Origin of the sequence: Bradyrhizobium sp. AZCC 1678, from assembly GCF_036924765.1 — a bacterium.
Classification (GTDB): Bacteria; Pseudomonadota; Alphaproteobacteria; order Rhizobiales; family Xanthobacteraceae; genus Bradyrhizobium; species Bradyrhizobium algeriense.
The window spans coordinates 3,906,250-3,925,482 of the sequence record NZ_JAZHSE010000001.1 but is presented as its reverse complement, the minus strand read 5'-3'; the positions used below and the strand labels follow the sequence as shown (position 1 = coordinate 3,925,482).

Annotated in this window: 16 protein-coding genes; 4 read left to right on the top strand and 12 right to left on the bottom strand. The window is 61.7% G+C overall.

The genetic code is table 11. The annotated features are described in order from the left end of the window. Positions 1-35: 35 nt before the first annotated feature. The 6 genes from V1294_RS18455 to V1294_RS18430 form a co-directional block, all read right to left on the bottom strand. Positions 36-863 carry an OmpA/MotB family protein gene (locus V1294_RS18455; protein ID WP_334499121.1) on the bottom strand — a complete coding sequence of 276 codons (828 nt, stop codon included), beginning with the start codon at positions 861-863 and terminating at the stop codon, positions 36-38. Between the two features lie 33 nt (positions 864-896). Beyond that, positions 897-1,670 carry a motility protein A gene (locus V1294_RS18450; protein WP_108513729.1) on the bottom strand — a complete coding sequence of 258 codons (774 nt, stop codon included), beginning with the start codon at positions 1,668-1,670 and terminating at the stop codon, positions 897-899. A gap of 171 nt (positions 1,671-1,841) precedes the next feature. Beyond that, on the bottom strand, positions 1,842-2,831 hold the full coding sequence (locus V1294_RS18445) for a Bug family tripartite tricarboxylate transporter substrate binding protein (RefSeq protein WP_334499119.1): 990 nt from the start codon (positions 2,829-2,831) through the stop codon (positions 1,842-1,844). Between the two features lie 37 nt (positions 2,832-2,868). Further along, entirely contained in the window at positions 2,869-3,639 is a 771-nt protein-coding gene (locus V1294_RS18440; RefSeq protein WP_442895354.1) for an RraA family protein, read from the bottom strand. Between the two features lie 149 nt (positions 3,640-3,788). Then, positions 3,789-4,898: an HlyD family secretion protein gene (locus V1294_RS18435; protein WP_334499115.1), complete on the bottom strand. Its 1,110-nt coding sequence runs from the start codon at positions 4,896-4,898 to the stop codon at positions 3,789-3,791. Between the two features lie 238 nt (positions 4,899-5,136). Next, complete coding sequence (locus V1294_RS18430) at positions 5,137-6,798, bottom strand: DUF1254 domain-containing protein (protein WP_334499113.1); 1,662 nt, start codon at positions 6,796-6,798, stop codon at positions 5,137-5,139. Positions 6,799-7,606: 808 nt separating this feature from the next. Here V1294_RS18430 and V1294_RS18425 point away from each other — a divergent pair. Genes V1294_RS18425 through V1294_RS18415 form a run of 3 tightly spaced genes read left to right on the top strand, consistent with a single transcriptional unit; the run spans position 7,607 to position 11,912 of the window. Continuing rightward, positions 7,607-9,931 (top strand): DUF3604 domain-containing protein, encoded by a 2,325-nt coding sequence (locus tag V1294_RS18425; RefSeq protein ID WP_334499111.1) that lies wholly within the window; start codon positions 7,607-7,609, stop codon positions 9,929-9,931. Between the two features lie 34 nt (positions 9,932-9,965). Further along, complete coding sequence (locus V1294_RS18420; RefSeq protein WP_334499109.1) at positions 9,966-10,892, top strand: peptidylprolyl isomerase; 927 nt, start codon at positions 9,966-9,968, stop codon at positions 10,890-10,892. A 15-nt stretch (positions 10,893-10,907) separates the two neighbouring features. Then, positions 10,908-11,912 carry a HupE/UreJ family protein gene (locus V1294_RS18415; RefSeq protein ID WP_334481555.1) on the top strand — a complete coding sequence of 335 codons (1,005 nt, stop codon included), beginning with the start codon at positions 10,908-10,910 and terminating at the stop codon, positions 11,910-11,912. Positions 11,913-11,940: 28 nt separating this feature from the next. Here V1294_RS18415 and V1294_RS18410 read toward each other — a convergent pair whose 3' ends face one another. The 3 genes from V1294_RS18410 to V1294_RS18400 form a co-directional block, all read right to left on the bottom strand. After that, entirely contained in the window at positions 11,941-12,825 is an 885-nt protein-coding gene (locus V1294_RS18410; RefSeq protein WP_334481556.1) for a CDP-alcohol phosphatidyltransferase family protein, read from the bottom strand. A gap of 76 nt (positions 12,826-12,901) precedes the next feature. After that, complete coding sequence (locus V1294_RS18405) at positions 12,902-13,651, bottom strand: phosphatidylserine decarboxylase (RefSeq protein WP_334504715.1); 750 nt, start codon at positions 13,649-13,651, stop codon at positions 12,902-12,904. A gap of 5 nt (positions 13,652-13,656) precedes the next feature. Further along, a complete protein-coding gene (locus tag V1294_RS18400) occupies positions 13,657-15,663 on the bottom strand; it encodes an ABCB family ABC transporter ATP-binding protein/permease (RefSeq protein ID WP_334499108.1) in 2,007 nt (668 codons plus the stop codon). A gap of 212 nt (positions 15,664-15,875) precedes the next feature. Between V1294_RS18400 and V1294_RS18395 the strand changes: the two genes are divergently transcribed. Then, positions 15,876-16,496: a TIGR00730 family Rossman fold protein gene (locus V1294_RS18395; RefSeq protein ID WP_334499107.1), complete on the top strand. Its 621-nt coding sequence runs from the start codon at positions 15,876-15,878 to the stop codon at positions 16,494-16,496. Positions 16,497-16,507: 11 nt separating this feature from the next. Here V1294_RS18395 and V1294_RS18390 read toward each other — a convergent pair whose 3' ends face one another. The 3 genes from V1294_RS18390 to V1294_RS18380 all read right to left on the bottom strand — a co-directional run bounded on the left by V1294_RS18390 (position 16,508) and on the right by V1294_RS18380 (position 19,141). Further along, positions 16,508-16,885, bottom strand: a complete 378-nt coding sequence (locus tag V1294_RS18390; protein ID WP_334499105.1) for a VOC family protein — start codon at positions 16,883-16,885, stop codon at positions 16,508-16,510. 148 nt (positions 16,886-17,033) lie between these two features. Beyond that, complete coding sequence (gene cimA, locus V1294_RS18385; RefSeq protein WP_334499104.1) at positions 17,034-18,632, bottom strand: citramalate synthase; 1,599 nt, start codon at positions 18,630-18,632, stop codon at positions 17,034-17,036. Further along, complete coding sequence (locus V1294_RS18380; protein WP_334499103.1) at positions 18,629-19,141, bottom strand: GNAT family N-acetyltransferase; 513 nt, start codon at positions 19,139-19,141, stop codon at positions 18,629-18,631. The genes cimA and V1294_RS18380 overlap by 4 nt, the downstream gene beginning before the upstream one ends. Positions 19,142-19,233: the final 92 nt, after the last annotated feature.

Sequence of the window (19,233 nt, the reverse complement as noted above, 5' to 3'; positions counted from 1 at the left end):
AAATAGAGAGGTGGTATTATGGTAGTTCCGTCGTCTTACGGCTTCAGGTTTGGCGGAAGCGGCGGATTTTCACGCATCAATGTGATGGTGACGCGACGGTTTGCCGGCAATGTCGGATCGTCTGGAAACAATGGCTGGCTGTCGGCCCTGCCGCCGACGGCGTAGATGTGGGATGGCGGCAGCCCCTCGCGTTCGAGGATCTGGCGCACGACGTTGGCGCGATCCGCCGACAGATCGAATGCGCCATATTCGCTGCGCGCCGGCACGAAGCCGGCCGACGTGTGGCCGACAATGTTGACCCGCAGCGGTGTCGCCTTCAACGGCACGGCCAGCTTCTGGATCAGCCGGCGGGTGCGGTCGTAGGGGACCTTGGAGCCGTCGGCGAACATCGAGCGGCCGTCCTGGTCGACGATTTCGAGATTGAGGCCTTGGCTGGTCTCTTCGAAGATGATGTGCTTGGACATTTCGGTCAGTTCCGGCATGTCCTGCAGCGCCTGGCGCAATGAGGCCGAAGCGAGCGCGAACTCGCGATCGACCTTCAGGCGGGCGCCGGATTCGCGCTGACGGTCCTTATCGTCCGGCGTAGGCGTATTGGAGGAATCCTCGGGCGAAATATGCTCGACATTCTTCAGCTTCGGCCGCGTCGGCAGGCCGTCGGCTTCGACGAATCCCGAATATCGGGATTCGGTCTGCACGCCGAACGCATCGCGCATCGAACCCGCGACGATCTTCAGCTTGGCCGAATCCTGCGTGGAGAACGCCACCAGCATCACAAAAAACGACAGCAGCAACGCCATCAGATCCGCAAAGGTCACGAACCAGCCGTGACCGCCATGTGCCTCTTCGCGTTTTTTCTTAGCCATGCTTTATGTCCGCGCCTGGATGCCGACGGCCGGTCAGGCCGGAACCAGCTCGCCTTCCTCGTGGCGATGTTTTTCGGGCAGATAGGCCAGCAGCATTTCACGCACCAGCGCCGGGCTCTTGGAGTCGCGGATCATCAGGATGCCGTCGATGATCAGCGTGCGGTTGGTTTCCTCGTCGATCAGCTTGCCATGCAGCTTGTCGGCGATCGGCAGACAGATCAGGTTTGCGACAAGCGCGCCGTAAAGCGTCGCCAGCAGGGCGACCGCCATGAAGGGGCCGAGTTTCGAAGGGTCCGACATGTTCGAGAACATCTGCACCATGCCGAGCAGCGTGCCGATCATGCCGAACGCCGGCGCGCAGTCGCCGATGGCGCGATAGATCTTCGAGCCCTCGTTCAGGTGCATCAGGAAATTGTCGCGATCGCGCTCCATGTTGTCGCGGATGAATTCGAGATCGTAGCCGTCGGCGACGTAGCGGATTCCCTTGGCGAGGAAAGGCTCATCCGTCTCGACCTTTTCCAGGCCGACCGGACCCTGCTTGCGGGCGATTTCAGCGATCCGCGCCAGTTCGTCGACCAGATCACGCGCCGACAGACGGCTCATCGTGAAGGCGAATTTCGCACCCAGCGGCATGCCGTGCAGGATCGCGCTGAGCGGGAAACGGATCAGTGTCGCCGCCGTCGAGCCGCCGAAGATGATGATGACGGCATGGATGTCGTAGAACATCCGGAAGTCACCGCCCATCAGGATCAGCGTCGACAGGACGATGATGCCGGCGACCAGGCCAACGAGCGTGGTGATATCCATTCTGCACTCCGAACGCACACGCGAACTACCGGCCGTCCTGGACGGTCGCGCGGCTCATCCGGAGCTGCGCAGGAGGCACCCTACGACTGCGCCATTAAAGAGGCGTAAAGGTTAAGCCTAAAGCGCGGTCGTAGAATTGCGGGTCAGCGACCCGCTCATCTCAAGGATTCACTAACCATAGCGTTTGGCGCTCACTGTGCCTGCGCGCCGATGCCTGCGGCCTTGATGATCGGCCACCATTTTTCGATCTCGGCCTTCTGGAAAGGCGGCCAATCCTTCCGGCGTTTGCTGCGCACGGGGCGCGACGTCGAGGCCCAGTTCGGTAAAGCGCTTCTGGATCGCCGGATCAGCCAGTGCCTCCACCGTCGCGGCGTTGAGTTTTGCGATGACATCCTTCGGCGTGCCCTTTGGCGCCCAGAAGCCGAACCAGCCCGACATATAGAGCCCGGGCACGCCGGTCTCATCCGCGGTCGGAATGTCAGGCATCGAGGCCGAGCGCGTCGCCGAGAGGTTGGCGAGTGCCTTGATCTTGCCGGCGCGGATTTGCGGCAGCGCCACCGCGCCCTGCACCACCAGCAGATCCACCGTACCGGAGATCAGATCGGTCATCGCAGGGCCTGCGCCGCGATAGGGAATGAACTGCACCTTCTGCTTGGTCAGGTTCTCGAACATCACGCCGGTGACGTTCGCCGCCGCGTTCTGGTTGACGAAATTGATCTTGCCCGGGTTTTCCTTCATCCAGGCGACCAGTTCGGCAAGCGTGTTGGCCGGCAGGTCTTTCTTGGCGACCATGAGCTGGGGATTGTTGGAAACAAGCGCGATCGGCTCAAAATCTTTTTCGAGGTCGTAGTCGAGCTTGTAGATGATGCTGCCGACATGGGTGTCCCACTGGCCGATGTCGAAGGTATAGCCATCCGGCGCGGCGCGGGCGACGCGCCCGACACCAATGCTGCCGCCGGCGCCGCCGACATTTTCGATCACGACGGACTGCCCAAGCGTTGCGCGCATCCGCTCGGCCATGATCCGGGCGGCGGCATCGGTCGACCCGCCCGGCGGGAAAGGCACCACCAGCGTAATCGGGCGGGAGGGATAGGTTTGCGCCTGCGCAGCCGCAGCACCGAAGAGGATCAAGAATGACAACGCGGTCCAGAACCTCTTCATGACGCTTTCCCCCTGTTTGTTGAACCCTGACTTTTTGTCAGTGGATCTCGGACGAACGCTTCAACGCCTCTTTCAGTTTTTCCAGCGTGAAGTCCGGGCTGCGCGCGATCTCCAGGATCGGCGTCTCGCGCCGGCCGCAGAGTTCGGCGGCTTCCGGAATCTGCGCCGCGATATCTGTCGGGATCACGATGGCGCCGTGCTGGTCGGCGTGGATCAGATCGTCGGAATGTACCGTCATGCCGGCGACGCGCACTTCGCCGCCCCAGTGTTCAGCATGGACCCAGGCGTGCGACGGCCCGACCGAACCGGCCAGCGCCTGAAAACCCGGCGCCCATTGCGGGATGTCGCGGATCGAGCCGTCAGTGATGACGCCGAGGCAGCCGAGCGCCTTGTGCACGTTGCTCTGCACCTCACCCCAGAACGCGCCGTAACCGGCATCGGCGCCGTCGATGTCCTGGATCACGGTGATGCGCGGACCGAAGCCGGTGCCGACATATTCGTAATAGGCGATGCGGCGCTTCGACTGCTCGTCGGGCGGAAGGGTGGATTTGAGCACCGAGCGGATCGTCACGGTGCGGGCATAACCTACCATCGGCGGCAAATCGGGGAAGGGGCAGACCAGCGGCTTGGTGGTGTAGCCTATCAGGCGGCGTTCGGGCGCGACGATTTCCATCGCATTGCAGATCGTCGGCGTGTCATAGCGCGCCAGCGCCTCGAGGACGGAAGCAGGCAGCGGGGCGGTAACGGCTTTGTTCACGGCGTTCTCTCCTGGTCTTTTTCGGGCCGGCTGTTCCTGAAAGCCGTGCATCCACAAGCCGTATAGCCGAGAAGAGCGCGATCAGCAAAAGTGGAAACAGGCTTTTGGCGCCCGATCGCGCTCTAAAATTATTGAATCAGGGGTGCCAGTGGAGGCGAGCTTGTAGAAGCACGGCTCACCTTCCCTGAGCCGACCGGCGACTAGAGATAGGCCGTGTAGGAGCTGATCCAGACCAGGATCGACATGATCAGGCCGATGACGCCGGCGTTCTCTGCAAACACGGTGGCAGTGCCCGGCATTCCGAGCCTGAGCTGGCTGCGGTCGATGTCCTTCGGTATGGAAATGGCCGCCGGATAGACCTTGACGCCGCTGATCGAGCCCACCCGGGCCAGCGTGCCCGAGACCGCAATCTGGCCCTGCCCCACGCCCTGCGGGATCTCGGTAATCGTCGCGTCGTGAATGCGGCCGGGGTCGTCGTCGAACACGAGCTTCACCCGGGCGCCGGGCTTGATGGTCTTAAATCCGTTGGGCGAGAACATGCCGACGATGACGATCTCATCGGCGACGATGAACGACATCACGGAGCGCGCTTGCACGGCGCGGTCGCCGACGGCGAGCGCCATCACCGTTACTGTGCCGTCCGCGGGCGCACGGATCGTCGTTTGGTCGAGCTCCCATTTGGCATTGTCGAGCTGGGCCTGGATTTGGGCAACCGTCGTATTGACGCCGCCGACCTCCGATTCCATGGCGAGCTGTGCGTTCAACTGCGCGGCCTTGGCCGCCTGGAGCTGATACTCCACGGTCTCGTATTGCACCTGGGTGTCTTGCAAACGAAACTCGGTTTGCGCGCCTTCGCCGGCGAGCTTGCTGTAATCCGCAAGCCGCTGCCTGTGATAGGCGAGCTGCTTGGCGAGTCCTTCAGCGTTCGCCGTTGCTTGCTCGTAGTTGGCCGCAAGTTGTTTGACTTGCTGCCGTGACTGAGCGAGCGACGCCTCGAGCTGGCTGACCTTGTACTGGAACGGTGCCGGATCGATGCGGAACAGGACGCTTCCGGCTTTCACCGGCTCATTCGGCTTGGCCGGTATCTCGACCACCTGACCGGAAACATTGGGGGTAATCTCCGCGACGCGGGAAATGACGACAAAGCTTCCCGAGGGAGTGAGGTAATTGAACATGGCCAGGAATACCGCGAGGATAGACGCGCCGATCAGCACGGCCACCGTGCCGGAGCCCCATCCCCACCGCACCAGCTTGAGCTTCGAGAAAACGAGCCACAGCAGGACCACGTAAAGCGTCAATATAATGAACATGACGGCACTCCGGCATCTGCCATTGGTCGAGGCACGAACGACTGGCGGACCCGCATGACGCACGTTATGCGGTCAAGGCGCCCGCCCGCGCCTTTTCCTCACCTCTGCAGGCAGCCGGGAGCAATTGATGCGCTCGAATGGCCTGCCATCCATGTGGGCCGACGCAGTCTATCGAACACACCGCCGATGAGCCGAAGGCGCTCAGTCGCACCAAGCTTCCTGCCTGTTTGCAACACCCCTAGCGCTTGTCCTGACGCCCGATCGTTTCGGTCGGGGCGGCAGCAAGTTCGATCTCGCTCGGCCGCCACGCCTTGGTGAAGAACGGCTCGAGCGGGCTGTAGAGGCGCAGGATCGTGAACCAGCCCTTGCCGGGCATGGTCTGGATCCAGTTGCCGCGCGGCACTTCTTGCGGCTGCGTCGGACCGAAATAGATGGTCGTCGAGCCGTCGGCGCTGGCTTCGGCAGCGGGCGAGGGATAGGTCTGGCTGCCGGCGCGCGGGAAGCGCTGTGGCGTGTCGAGCAACGATCGCGTCTGGTTGTCGTAGAGCGTAAAGGACCAGAACGCCCGCGCGGGGATGTTCTTGGGCAGCGTCACCTTGTAGGTTTTGCCGCCGTCGAAGGGGTTATTGGCGGAATCGACAAAACCCATCAGATACTGCGAGCCGACGTCGGGAATGCGCATGATCATGCCCGGCGAATCCAGCGTGTAGCCGTAGTAGAACGCGGTCCGCGAATCCAGAGTCCGTGCGCCGGTCGGCGGCAGCGGCTTGAACATGCCCTCTTTGGTGAACTCCGGCGGCGGCGTCTCGAAGTTGGCGCCGCCTTCCCACAGCATACTGGCCCACATCGAGCCGGGGTAGTACGCCCATTCCGGATGAGGCACGGCGGAGCGCCAGTTCAGCACGCGGCCGGTCGCGTTGCCAACGGCGGCAGCGTCGGTGAGGATCTTCTTCATCCGCGCATCAGGCTTGAACGGCTTGCCTTTCACGATGCCGATGGCGGCCAGTTGCCCGGAGAGTTCTACGTCGTAACTGGTCGCGGGCTCCTGCTGAACGTTCTCGTTGATCATTTCGAAGAAGCCGTAATCGCCGGGCGGAATCGTGTTGAACGCCTTGCCGCTGGCCTCGACGAACCTGGTTTCAGGAGCAGGTGGGTTCTTGGCGAGCCGTACCTTGCCTTCCAGGGCTGTCGCGATGCTCGTACCGACACCGCCCGGTGTGTAGGCATAGATCTTGAGATGCTTCTTGATCAGTTCAACGGTTGGCTTGGGATCATTGTTGGTCAGGAACGATCGCGCTGCGTACAGTACGCGGTTGGTCTTCGAGCGCGCGATGTAGAAACCGCCTTCGGGCAGCGGCCCTTCGTAGCCGGGCGGTAGGATGAGGTACTTGCCGCCCTCGCCGCGATCCGGCCCCGGGAAGCCGATGTCGACGATCCACGAAAACCACATGTCGTTGATGGTGCCTAGGCCCATCGGCGGCTGCTCCAACACCATTGGGCCTTTCGACAGGTTCACAACCGCCATGTAGTAGATGGTGTCGGCGTTGGCGGTGAGAAACAGCGACTTTGCGTCCATCAAATCGGAGAAGATGATCGGGGTGTTGTCTTCAGCACCGATGCTCTGGAAACCCTTGCCCAAGGCATACGCCGATGCGCCACGGAAGCTGTTGTTGTACGCGTTCAGGGCGCGTGTGAAGTCCAGCGTGTCGCGCACCTTCTCTGCGGTTTCCACAGTCGGTGCGCCGTCCTTGGATTCAAGGGTACCGATCCGGGTCTCGACCCGGTCGGGTGTGATGAGCCCCGGAGGGATTCCGGATGGCGTCTGAGCAGCGGCCAGGCGGGGAAATGACAACACAGCGCAGGTCGTGACTGCGGCAAACACTCGAAACAACTGCTTCATGGTTTGGTCTCCTCTACTCGACGCTGCGCCGGCTCCGATCGCTGCCGGAGCGCGGCACACCAGTTACCGGAATGAAATATTGGATTATGTGTTGAAGCGCGGCGTGGCGAAAAAGCCGCACGCCGAAGATCGCTGACGACCGCGTTCTGCTCCCCGCCACTTTGCACCGAATACTCCGTGCACCAGGACACGTCACTGCCAGACGATGGGAGAAGACTATCGCGCGCTGACGCACGCGACAACGAAAAATCATCCAGCGACCCTCATGATCTTCTGACGTTCTCGCGAAGGTAGAAAATGCTCGGTTTGACTTAAATCAATGAAATTGGTCGGAGGTGCGGGGCATCATTGGCGACATCGAAAAACGGCAGTCTGGTATTCCAGGCCGTCACTGCTTGCGGCGTCGGATAGCATGTACCCGGCGAAACCGCGCAGCCCGCCGTCGCAGACGCTGGTCGTCATTCTCCGGTTGTGCTAATGTAACTCCCGTGGAGGTAGCCGAAGTCAGTTTCTTTCAAAGCACCTTAAAGATAACGAGCCCATAACCTTTAATTCCAGCGCGCGTTTTTGATTCTGCAGACGCCATGCGGCGTAAACTGCAGTGAGAATTGCTTGTCTTTGTTGCGACCTCTCGCTTGAAGCGAGAGCGCTGGGGCGCCGATCGAACTTCTGCGAAGAGGAGTCGATGTCATGCACAAAATTGAATCAAATTCCAAGATTGCCGGCTCTCCATCCCAATACTGAGAGAAGGATGGCGGCCGTACCAGGAGTCGATCTGGAATGAATTAGCTGAACGGAGGGCACGGATATGAAGCGTCTCGACCGCCGCAACTGGATTGCATTGTTCGCCCTTACAGCTTCCACAGCCCTCATATCGCCGGCGCTCGCCCAAACCACCCCGGAGCGAAACGCGTATTTCGGGGAGACCCACGTCCATACCGGCTGGTCGTTCGACGCCTACATCTTCGGCAACACCAAGACCGGGCCGGAGGAAGCCTACAAATATGCGACGGGACAGATCATCCAACACCCAATGGGCTATCCGATCAAGATCACGACCCCGCTGGACTGGATGGGCGTGACCGATCACTCCGAATACGTCGGGACGGTCAAGCTGGCGAATACTCCCGGCTCAGCCCTAAGCAAGCTGCCGATCGCAGAGAAGCTGAAGGTTCGCAGCCCAGCCGATATTCAGAGAATATATCTTTGGCTCGGCTACACGATCGTCGACAAGAAGCCGATCAAGGAATTGATCAGCCCGGAAGTCGCCGGCAACATCTGGAAAGAGAACAATGCGATTGCGGATCGCTTCAACAAGCCCGGTAAATTTACGGCGTTCTGTTCCTATGAATGGACGTCGACGCCCGACAACCGGAACATGCACCGCAACGTCTTCTTCAAGGACTGCGCCAAGGTGCCGGAGCTGCCGTTCAGCGCCATCGACTCGTCGGCTCCCGAAGACCTGTGGGACTGGATGGACGTCCAGCGCAAGGCCGGCAGCGAGCTGCTAGCGATCTCGCACAACGCCAACCTCTCCGACGGAATCATGTTCCCGACAGAGGTCGATTTCAAGGGACGGCCGATCGACAAGGCCTGGGCCGAGTCGCGCGAACGCAATGAGAAGCTGTCCGAGATCAAGCAGATAAAGGGGCAGTCGGAGACGCATCCGAGCCTGTCGCCCAACGATGAGTTCGCGAATTTCGAGGTGCTGACCTATCTGCTCGGCGATCCCGCGGGACGCTTCCCGACCATCCCGGGCAGCTACATTCGCGACGCCTACAAGACCGGCATCGCGATGCAGGATTCGAAGGGGTACAACCCCTACAAATTCGGCATCGTCGGCGGCTCCGACTCGCACAATACCGGCGTCCCTTATCGTCAGGATAACTTCTACGGCGGCCACGCCCGCAACGACGGCGATGAAAAGCAGCGCATGTCGGGTCACGTCTTCGCTGGCCTCGACGTTCGCCTCGAGAATCCCGCCGGCCTCACTGGCCTGTGGGCCGAGGAGAACACCCGTGCCGCGCTGTTCAATGCCATGCAGCGCAAGGAAACCTTTGCCACCAGCGGACCGCGTATCCAATTGCGCTTCTTTGGCGGGTGGGATTACAGCCAGGACGCAAAGGACGTAAAGAACAGGGAAATCTGGAACATCGTTCCCGACTGGCTGAAGGACCGGCTGTGGGTCCGCACCGCCTATGCGCAGGGCGTGCCGATGGGAGGCGACCTGCCGTCGATGCCGGCCGACAAGAAGGCACCGTCCTTTGCGGTGTGGGCGGTGAAGGACCCAACATCGGGCAATCTTGACCGCATTCAAATCGTCAAGGGATGGACCAAGGACGGCCAATCTTTCGAAAAGGTCTTTGATGTGGTTTGGGCGGGCAAACGCACGCCCGATCCGGTCACGGGCAAGGTCCCGCCGATCGGCAGCACCGTCAACATTCAGGAAGCGACCTACAAGAACACGATCGGCGCGGTCGAACTGAAGGCTGTATGGAGCGATCCGGAATTCGACCCTGGTCTCAACGCATTCTATTACGCCCGGGCACTCGAAATCCCGACGCCGCGGTGGACCACGATTCAGGCCAAGAATCTCGGGATCAATCCGCCCGAGATCGTGTCGGTCACGGTACAGGAGCGCGCGTGGGCCTCGCCGATCTGGTACACGCCGACCGAACAGGCGCGCGTGACCGCAAAACCGGGCACCACCGTCGCCAGCCTGCAACAGCAGTCTGGTACGACCACGCTGAATGATGACCAACTGAAGGATCTGATCGTCGGCAAGTCGACGTGGATCCGCAACAACGTGACGGGCAGCGTCTTCCAGGTCATCTGGAGCTCGGCTGGCCGGCGCCTGATCACCAATGTCGACGGGACGCTGCCGCAGCCGGGGCAGATCGGCGATGTCATGCATAGCGGCGAACTTGGCTCGCCTTCGTCCTATTCAATCAAGGATGGCAAGATCGTCACCGCGTTCGGAAACCTGCCTTATGAGGTCACCGTCTATAAGGTGGGCGACAAGTACTTCGGCGCGCGCAGCAATGAGTACGGCTACGCCAATTATGAGATCGTTCCGACACCGATAAATCTGGAGAATCTCAGCTCGGGTCAAGCCGAGCGTCCTCCGTTGTGAAGTGGCATTGCCGGCAAGAGATTGTGAGGTGTCGTTGGATCGTCAAGCTAATGTGGGCGCTGCGCCCGGCAAGAATCCGGACGCAGCCGTGCCGGCTCAGCCATCGTCGCTGCGACGATGGTTGCGCGAACCCTTGGTTCATTTTGTTCTGATCGGCCTGGCCCTGTTTGCTGGCTACAGCGGCTTGAATCCAAAATCAGAGACCGCATCCGAATCCAACCGAATTGTCCTGACGCCGGACGATCTTGTTCAGATAAGTGTGGCCTGGCTGGCGAAGGGCCGGCCACCGCCGACTCCGGAGCAAATGCAGAACCTCATTGAACTCAAGGTTCGGGAGGAAGTGCTGTTTCGGGAAGCAAAGGCGCTCGGGTTGGACAAGGATGACACGATCGTCAAGCGGCGCATGGCGCAGAAAATGGAATTTCTGGCCGAGGGTGCTGCAATCGATAACGACCCTTCGACCGATACGCTAAGGACCTGGTTCAAGGACAATCAGCAGCGATTTGCCCTCTTGCCGCGCGTCTCTTTCCGCCACCTTTATTTTTCTTCCGATCGACATGGCGAGCGCACGCGGGAAGCCGCTGCAAAAGCCCTGGAGAAAGTCGCAGACCAATCGGGCGAAGCGAAGGACGTTGCGGCTCTTGGTGACCCCTTCATGTACCAGGATCACTACGGCGATCGGTCCTTCGATGATATCGCGAAGCTGTTCGGGCTGAATTTTGCTCGAGTGCTGGTAGGCACCAAGCCTGGCTCGTGGCAGGGACCGGTGGAATCCGGATACGGATGGCACCTGATTTTTGTCGATTCTTCCGCTCCGAGCAGGGTACCCGCCTTCGAAGAAATCGAGTCGGACATCAAGGCAGGCTGGATCGCTGACCAGCGCGCTCAGGCGAAGGCAAATGCCTACGAGACGATGCGAGCACGCTATCAGATCGTGCTGCCGGAGAAGCTGCCAAATTAGCCGGCGGAGAAAACCTTGAGTTTACGATCGGCATTTCTCGGTATTCTTTTCGTGACGTTCGGACTTTTCAGTACCGCGTCCGCACACGAGTCCCGTCCGGCCTATATGGAAGTGACCGAGATAGCGCCGCACCGATATCAGATCGTCTGGCGCACCCCGCTGTTATCCGGCATGCGGCTTCCGGTAGCGCTCCGATTGCCGGAGACAGCGCGCAACGTCACCGAGCCGACACTGCGCGAACTTTCGGATTCGCTGATCGAACGCAGGTTGGTCGAACTGGACAAGGGGCTCACCGGCGCGCGCATCGAAATCGTCGGGCTGCAGGCAACAATCACCGACGCGCTGGTGCGCGTGCAGTTGCTCGATGGGACCTATTCCACCACCTTGGTGCGTCCGTCAAAACCGTGGATCGAGATCGCAACCTCGCGCAGCTCGCTGGAGGTTGCCTTCGCCTATCTGATGCACGGCATCGAGCACATCCTGCTCGGCTACGACCATTTGTTGTTCGTGCTGGCCCTGATCCTGATCGTGCGCCGCGGCCGCGTCCTTCTGATCACGGTCACTGCCTTCACCATCGCTCATTCCATCACCCTAAGCCTTGCAACGCTGGGCGTGGTGCACGTCCCCGGACCGCCGGTCGAGGCAACGATCGCGCTGAGCATTCTGCTCCTCGCCTGTGAGATCATCCGATCGGACCGGGGGCAGCCAAGCCTGACCGCGCAATGGCCGTGGCTCGTCGCCTTCTCGTTTGGCCTCTTGCACGGATTTGGCTTTGCCGGCGCGCTGACGGAGATTGGCTTGCCCCAGGGGGATATTCCGCTTGCGTTGTTTGCCTTCAATGTCGGCGTTGAAGTCGGACAACTGATCTTTATTGCGGCGGTTCTGGGCGCCTTGCGACTGACCAAATGGATCAAGTTTCCGGTTTTCGTCAAACGCCACGCAAGGCTGGCGACGACCTATGCGATCGGGATCATGGCTGCGTACTGGTTCATTGAGCGATTAGCCGGGTTTACCGCCTGAGCGGCGTGCCGCCGGGCGGCGGGCGCGCTCAGTTCAGCCGCGCCGGCCGCTCGTCCTCAGGGTCGCTGGGAGCCGGCGCAAAGGCCGGCGACGGTGTTGACGGTCCGGCGGCCTCCGTCGCTACCGACGGCTGCGCCGCGGTCGCCTTGCGCTCATGATCGCGATAGGACTTCCACCCCCAGGGCAGGCTCAGAAGATAGAGCACCGAGCCGATCGACAGGATGTGCCAAGGATAGCCGATCAGCAGGGCGACGAAGAACACCACCGAAACGAAGACCGGCAGCACCATTTCCGGCGGCACCCGCATCCGCACCGTCTTGCCGGAAAAGACCGGCAGCCGCGACACCATCAGGAACGCGATAAGAAGTATATAGCCCGCGGTCAGCATCGCCGGCGGCTTCGGGACGCCGAGAAACGACAGATAGAACGGCAGCATCGCAAGGATGGCGCCGGCCGGCGCCGGCACGCCGGTGAAATAATTCGCCGCAAAGGCAGGCTTGTTCGGATCGTCGATGCTCGCGTTGAAACGCGCCAGCCGCAGGCCGCCCGCGATCGCAAACACCATCGCCGCGATCCAGCCGCCATTGTTCAATTCCTGCAGCTGCCAGAAGTACAGCATCAGGCCGGGCGCGACGCCGAAATTGACGAAATCCGCAAGGCTGTCGAGTTCGGCGCCGAATTTCGACTGGCCCTTGATCATGCGCGCAACACGGCCATCGACCCCGTCGAGCACGGCCGCGAATACGATGGCGGCGACCGCGAGCTCCATCCGCCCTTCGATCGACAGGCGGATCGCCGTCAGCCCGGCGCAGATCGCGAGCAAGGTGATGACGTTGGGCACCAGCATCCGCACCGGGATCGGGCGAAACCGGCGGCGGCGCAGTTCAGGGTATTTGGGATCAAATGGGGTCATGGCTTGCCATTATATAGCAAGCGCCGGTCCGGTTCACCATTGGCGGCGGCCTAGCCTTTAGGCGGCCAGAGGGTGGTTAATCAGCCCGAAACGTCCGCCCCTGCTCGCTCGACCCGAAATCGGCCAAAATCGTCTCGCCGGCCACGGCCGTCTGGCCCTCGGAAACCAGCGATCGCGTGCCTTCGGGCAAATAAACGTCCAGACGCGAGCCGAAACGGATCAGGCCGAACCGCTCGCCGGCGCCGATCGACTGGCCTTCCCGCACAAATGAGACAATCCGCCGCGCCACCAGGCCGGCGATCTGGACCACGCCGATCCGTCCGTTCGTCGTCGAGATGACCAGCGAATTGCGCTCATTGTCTTCGCTGGCCTTGTCGAGCTCGGCGTTGATGAAGGCGCCGGGCCGGTAGGCGATGCGATCGATGCGGCCCGCCACCGGGCTGCGGTTCACGTGGCAGTTGAACACACTCATGAAGATCGAAATGCGCGGCAGCGGCCGGTCGCCGAGGCCGAGTTCGGCCGGGGGCAGCACCTGCGCGACCATGGAGACGCGACCGTCGGCCGGCGCCACCACGATGCCGTCGCGCACCGGTGTGACGCGGACGGGATCGCGGAAGAACAGCGCGCACCAGACGGTCAAAAGCGAGCCGATCCAGCCCAGCGGTGTCCAGATCCAGAACAGGATCAGGCTGACGAGCGCGAAGCCGCCAATGAATGGATAGCCCTCGGGATGGATCGGCGGGATCTGCGCGCGGATGGAATTAGCAATCGACATTAGGGCTCGCTGTTGTCTGGCCGACTTCCCGTTTCGGAAGTAGCGCCGTATTTGGATTATTCCGCGGCGGTTGCCAAGGGATCTTTAGACAAGGGATCTTTGGATTTGGGCGGATCCCTGGGCTGCTCGTTGAGCGGATCGTCGACCGGCGGCGGGGCGCGGTTCGGCGCTTCGTTGTCGTCGTCGATCTGGGCGAGCTTCTCCCGCGCCTCCTCGGCTTCGCGCTGCCTGTTCCACATACTGGCGTAGAGCCCGCCAGACGCCAAAAGCCTGACATGGGTGCCGCGCTCGGCGATGCGCCCTTGATCCAGCACGATAATTTCATCGGCGCCGACGATGGTCGACAGCCGGTGTGCGATCACCAGCGAGGTGCGGCCACGCGAGACGCGCTCCAGCGCTTCCTGGATTTCATGCTCGGTGTGGCTGTCGAGCGCGGACGTCGCCTCATCCAGCACCAGGATCGGCGGCGCTTTCAGCACCGTGCGCGCAATTGCCACGCGCTGCTTCTCGCCGCCCGACAGTTTCAGGCCGCGCTCGCCGACCTGGGTTTCGTACCCCTTCGGCGACATGCGGATGAAAGCGTCGATCTGCGCCAGTTGCGCCGCCTCTTCGACCTCGGCATCGCCGGCGTCCCAGCGGCCGTAGCGGATGTTGTAGCGGATGGTGTCGTTGAACAGCACGGTATCCTGCGGCACCATGCCGATCGAGGCGCGCAGGCTCGCCTGCGTGACGTTGCGGATGTCCTGACCGTCGATCAGGATTTTTCCGCTGGAGACGTCGTAAAGACGAAACAGCAATCGCGAAATCGTCGACTTGCCGGCGCCCGAGGGGCCGACGATCGCAACCGTCTTGCCGGCGGGCACCTCGAAGCTGAGGCCCTTGAGAATCGGCCGTTCTGCATCATAGGCAAAGCGCACGTCGTCGAAGCGCACATTGCCTGAGCTGACCACGAGTGGCGCAGCGCCCGGGATATCCTTGATCTCGGGATTGCGCTGCAGCACGTTGAACATCTTCTCGATATCGATGACCGCCTGCTTGATCTCGCGATAAACCATGCCCATGAAATTCAGCGGCTGGTAAAGCTGGATCATCATGGCGTTGACCATGACGAAATCGCCGACCGTATTGGTGCCGTTGCGGACGCCGAGCGCGCACATCAGCATGGTCGCGGTGAGGCCGATGGTGAAGATGACCGCCTGCCCGGTATTGAGCACCGCCAGCGAGGTATAGGTCTTGACGCTGTTGCGCTCGTAGCGCTCCATCGAATGGTCGTAGCGCTCGGCCTCGCGCCTCTCGGCGCTGAAATATTTCACCGTCTCGTAATTGAGCAGCGAGTCGATCGCCTTGGTGTTCGCCTCGGTGTCGGAATCGTTCATCTTGCGGCGGATTTCGATCCGCCATTCGGTGGCGATGTAAGTGTAGTACATGTAGATCACGACCGTGATCGCGGTGACCAGCACGTAGCGCCAGTCGAACTGCCACAGCAGCACGGCCATCAGCAGCGACACCTCGACGATGGTCGGGATCAGCTGCAGGATCACCATCCGCACGATCACCTCGATGCCGGTGCGGCCGCGCTCCAGTACGCGCGTCAAGCCGCCTGTCTTGCGCTCCAGATGGAAGCGCAGCGACAATTCGTGCATGTGGACGAAGGTGATGTAGGCGAGCTTGCGCACCGCATGCATGGCGACGCGGGCGAAGATGCCGTCGCGCCACTGCGTCAGCACCGCCATCAGCACGCGGATCGCGCCGTAGCTCGCGGTCATCAACAAAGGCGAGGCGATCAGCCACAGCATCCAGTTCGACGCTTCGACCGGCGCGGTGCCCATGCCGTTGAGCGCATCTATCGCCCATTTGAAGGTGAACGGCACCGTCAGCGTCGCGAGCTTGGCTGCCAGCAGCAGCACCATCGACCAGACCACGCGCATCTTCAGGTCCGCGCGGTCGCCCGGCCAGATATAGGGCCACAGATGCACCAGCGTCCCGATCAGGGTCGCTTTTTCAGGAGAAGCGTCGGCCGGAGTGGCGGCACCGGCGTGCGGGTGCGAATCAGGATCAGCCATTGGCGTCGCGCCCAGAGCAAGATGGCGCACCAGTCGCCTTCAGGGAGTTTTCGGCAGTCTGCATATGCTCGTCATATAGAGCGTTTAACTCTCCCGTACAGCCTTGAAAGATAAATCTTTCCCCCGTTTGGTTTGATTTCGGGCCTATTTCTGCTGCATCAGCGAAGTCAACCAGACTTGAGCTTTCCTGGGTGCGGTGCCACATGATCTGCATGGATCAAATCAAAACCGAACAAATCAAAACCGTTTGCGTCTATTGCGGCTCCGGCGCCGGCTCCAGCCCCCGCTTTGTCGAAGCCGCCCACGCCCTGGGAAAGACTTTCGCCGAGAATAATATCCGGCTCGTCTATGGCGGCGGTTCGGTCGGCCTGATGGGCGCGGTCGCCAAATCCACGCTGGATCACGGCGGCCTGGTCACCGGGATCATTCCGGATTTTTTGCGATCCCGCGAAAATATGCTGACGCACGTTCAGGAAATGATCGTCACGCCCGACATGCACGAGCGCAAGCGGCTGATGTTCGAACATTCCGATGCGTTCGTCGCCCTGCCCGGCGGCGTCGGCACGCTGGAAGAACTGGTCGAGCAGATGACCTGGCAGCAACTCGGCCGCCACTCCAAGCCGGTTCTGCTCGCCAACATCGACGGCTTCTGGGAGCCGCTGATCGCGCTTTTGGCGCACATGCGCGAAACCGAGTTCATCCGCCCGTCACTGGACATCGACATCCTCAAGGCTGAACGGGTCGAGGACATCGTGCCGCGCCTGCGCGCCGCCGCAGCGCGTGCGCCCGAAGGCAGCAAGGAAATGGCGCCGGAGCTGGCGCGGAAGCTTTAAGCCTCCTCGCTTCACTCGCCTGGAAACGTCGCGGCCTCGATGCGGTTGCCGTCGGGATCGATCACGAACGCCGCATAGTACTTCACGCGATCATGCGGGCGCAGGCCCGGTGCACCGTCGGAGCGGCCGCCGGACTTCAACGCCGCCGCATGGAACGCATCGATATCACCAGTTGCTTTGGCGCGAAGGCAGACGTGCGTACCGCTCTCGGGCGGCACCGGCGCCATGCCGGCACGCAGGTTGATCCAGAACTCGGGGTAGGTTTTGCCGAAGCCGATGGTTGCGGGGCGTGTCACCAGACGCGACAGGCCGAGGGCTGCAAGCGTCGCTTCATAGAAGCGCGCGGAGCGTTCGAGGTCACTGACGCCGACGGAGATGTGGTCGATCATTTCGTGCTCCTCCGTCACTTGTACCGGATGGAGCGCAGCGCAATCCGGGGGCAGTCAAGCGACGTGCGAGAATCCCGGATTGCGCGGAGCCTGTCATCGGGCGCGCATTCGCGCGACCCGTTGGCTCCATCCGGGCTACGGTCTTGGCTCACGCCGGTGCGCCTGACTTCACCAGCTTGTAGACCACCGAATCCATCAGCGCCTGGAACGAAGCATCGATGATATTGGGTGAGACGCCGACCGTGATCCAGCTGTCGCCGTTCTCGTCCTCGCTCTCGATCAGGACCCGCGTCACCGCTTCGGTACCGCCATTGAGGATACGCACGCGGTAATCGATCAGCTTCAGGCCCTCGATATATTTCTGGTACTTGCCGAGGTCCTTGCGCAGCGCGACGTCGAGCGCATTGACGGGACCATTGCCTTCCGCCGCCGAGATCAGCCGCTCGCCCGCGACATCGACCTTGACCACCGCCAGCGCCACCGTGACGCGCTGGCCGTTGGCGTTGTAGCGCTGCTCTACATTGACGTCGAACTGCTCGACCTTGAAATATTCCGGCACTCGGCCGAGCGTGCGCCGCGCCAGCAGGTCGAACGAGGCGTTGGCGGATTCATAGGCGTAGCCCGCCGCTTCCCGCTCCTTCAACTCCTCGACCAGACGCGCCAGCTTCGGATCGCTCTTCTCGTAGGTGATACCGGCGCGATCCAGTTCGGCCATCACATTGGAGCGGCCGGCCTGGTCGGACACCAGCACCTTGCGATGGTTGCCGACCGATTCGGGCAAAATGTGTTCGTAGCTGTGCGGGTCCTTCATCATCGCCGAGGCGTGAATACCGGCCTTGGTGACGAAGGCGCTTTCGCCGACGTAAGGCGCATGGCGGTTCGGCGCGCGGTTGAGCATGTCGTCGAGCGTCCGCGACACCTTCATCAGCGTCGTCATTTTCTCCGCGGTGACGCCGATCTCGAAGGCGTCGGAGAATTCGTTCTTGAGGCGCAGCGTCGGGATCAGCGAACAGAGATTGGCGTTGCCGCAGCGCTCGCCGAGCCCGTTCAACGTGCCCTGGATCTGCCGCGCACCGGCGCGCACCGCGGCCAGCGAATTGGCGACCGCCTGCTCAGTGTCGTTATGGGCGTGGATGCCGACATGGCTGCCCGGGATATGTTTTGCCACGGCGCCTACGATGGTCTCGATCTCGTGCGGCATAGTGCCGCCATTGGTGTCGCACAGCACCACCCAGCGCGCGCCGGATTCATAGGCCGCCATCGCACAGGCGAGCGCAAAATCGACGTTCTCCTTGTAGCCGTCGAAGAAGTGCTCGCAATCGACCATCACCTCGCGGCCCGCAGCCTTTGCCGCGCTGACGCTGTCGCGGATCGAGGCGAGGTTTTCCTCGTTGGTGGTCTCCAGCGCCACCCGCACCTGATAGGCGGAGGACTTTGCGACGAAGCAGATCGCATCGGCCTTGGCCTCGATCAGCCCCGCAAGCCCCGGATCGTTCGAGGCCGAGCGGCCCGGACGGCGCGTCATGCCGAACGCGGTGAATTTGGCGTTCTCGAACTTGGGCTTTTCAGCAAAGAATTCGGTGTCGGTCGGATTTGCGCCGGGATAGCCGCCCTCGACATAGTCGATGCCGAGTTCATCGAGCATCTGCGCGATGATCTGCTTGTCATGCAGCGTGAAATCGACGCCGTTGGTCTGCGCGCCGTCGCGCAGCGTGGTGTCGAAGAGATAAAGGCGTTCGCGGCTCATGACGGAACTCCCGGCGCGGCATTGTCAGCCAGCGTCTTCTGCATCGTGGTGTTGGCGAGCCATTCGCCGTTGAGCGAGACGGTGTTGCGCTGTTTGGCGGCATATCCCCGCTTCCGAAACAGCGGCTCCGCGGTGTCGCTGGCATCAACCGTCAGGGTCTTTGCGCCGCGCGCGCCGGCCAGTTTTTCCAGCGCGTCGACCAGCATCGAGGCGACGCCCTGCCCGGCGACGCTCGGATGGACGAAAAGCATGTCGATATGGTCAGCCCCTTTCAGCGAGGCGAAGCCGACCGGCGCGTTCTGTATGGTCGCGATCAGCGTCAACTGCCCGGCGAGTTTCTTGCCGAAAGCTTCTTCGTCCTCGGCAGCTTGAGCCCAGGCTGCCTGCTGCGCCTCGCTGTAGTCATCGCCGGTCAGCCCCTCGATGGCGGCAACGAAGATCGCCGCCAGCATCGGAACATCCGTCGGCAAAAACGGCCGCAAACCAGGTTTGGGTAGCGCCTGTCCCATCGCGTCAAAACACTCCGAACAGTCTGAAGGCCAGCACGACCGCGGCAACGATTAACGCCCATTTGATGAAGATGTAATAACGCCAGTGTTTT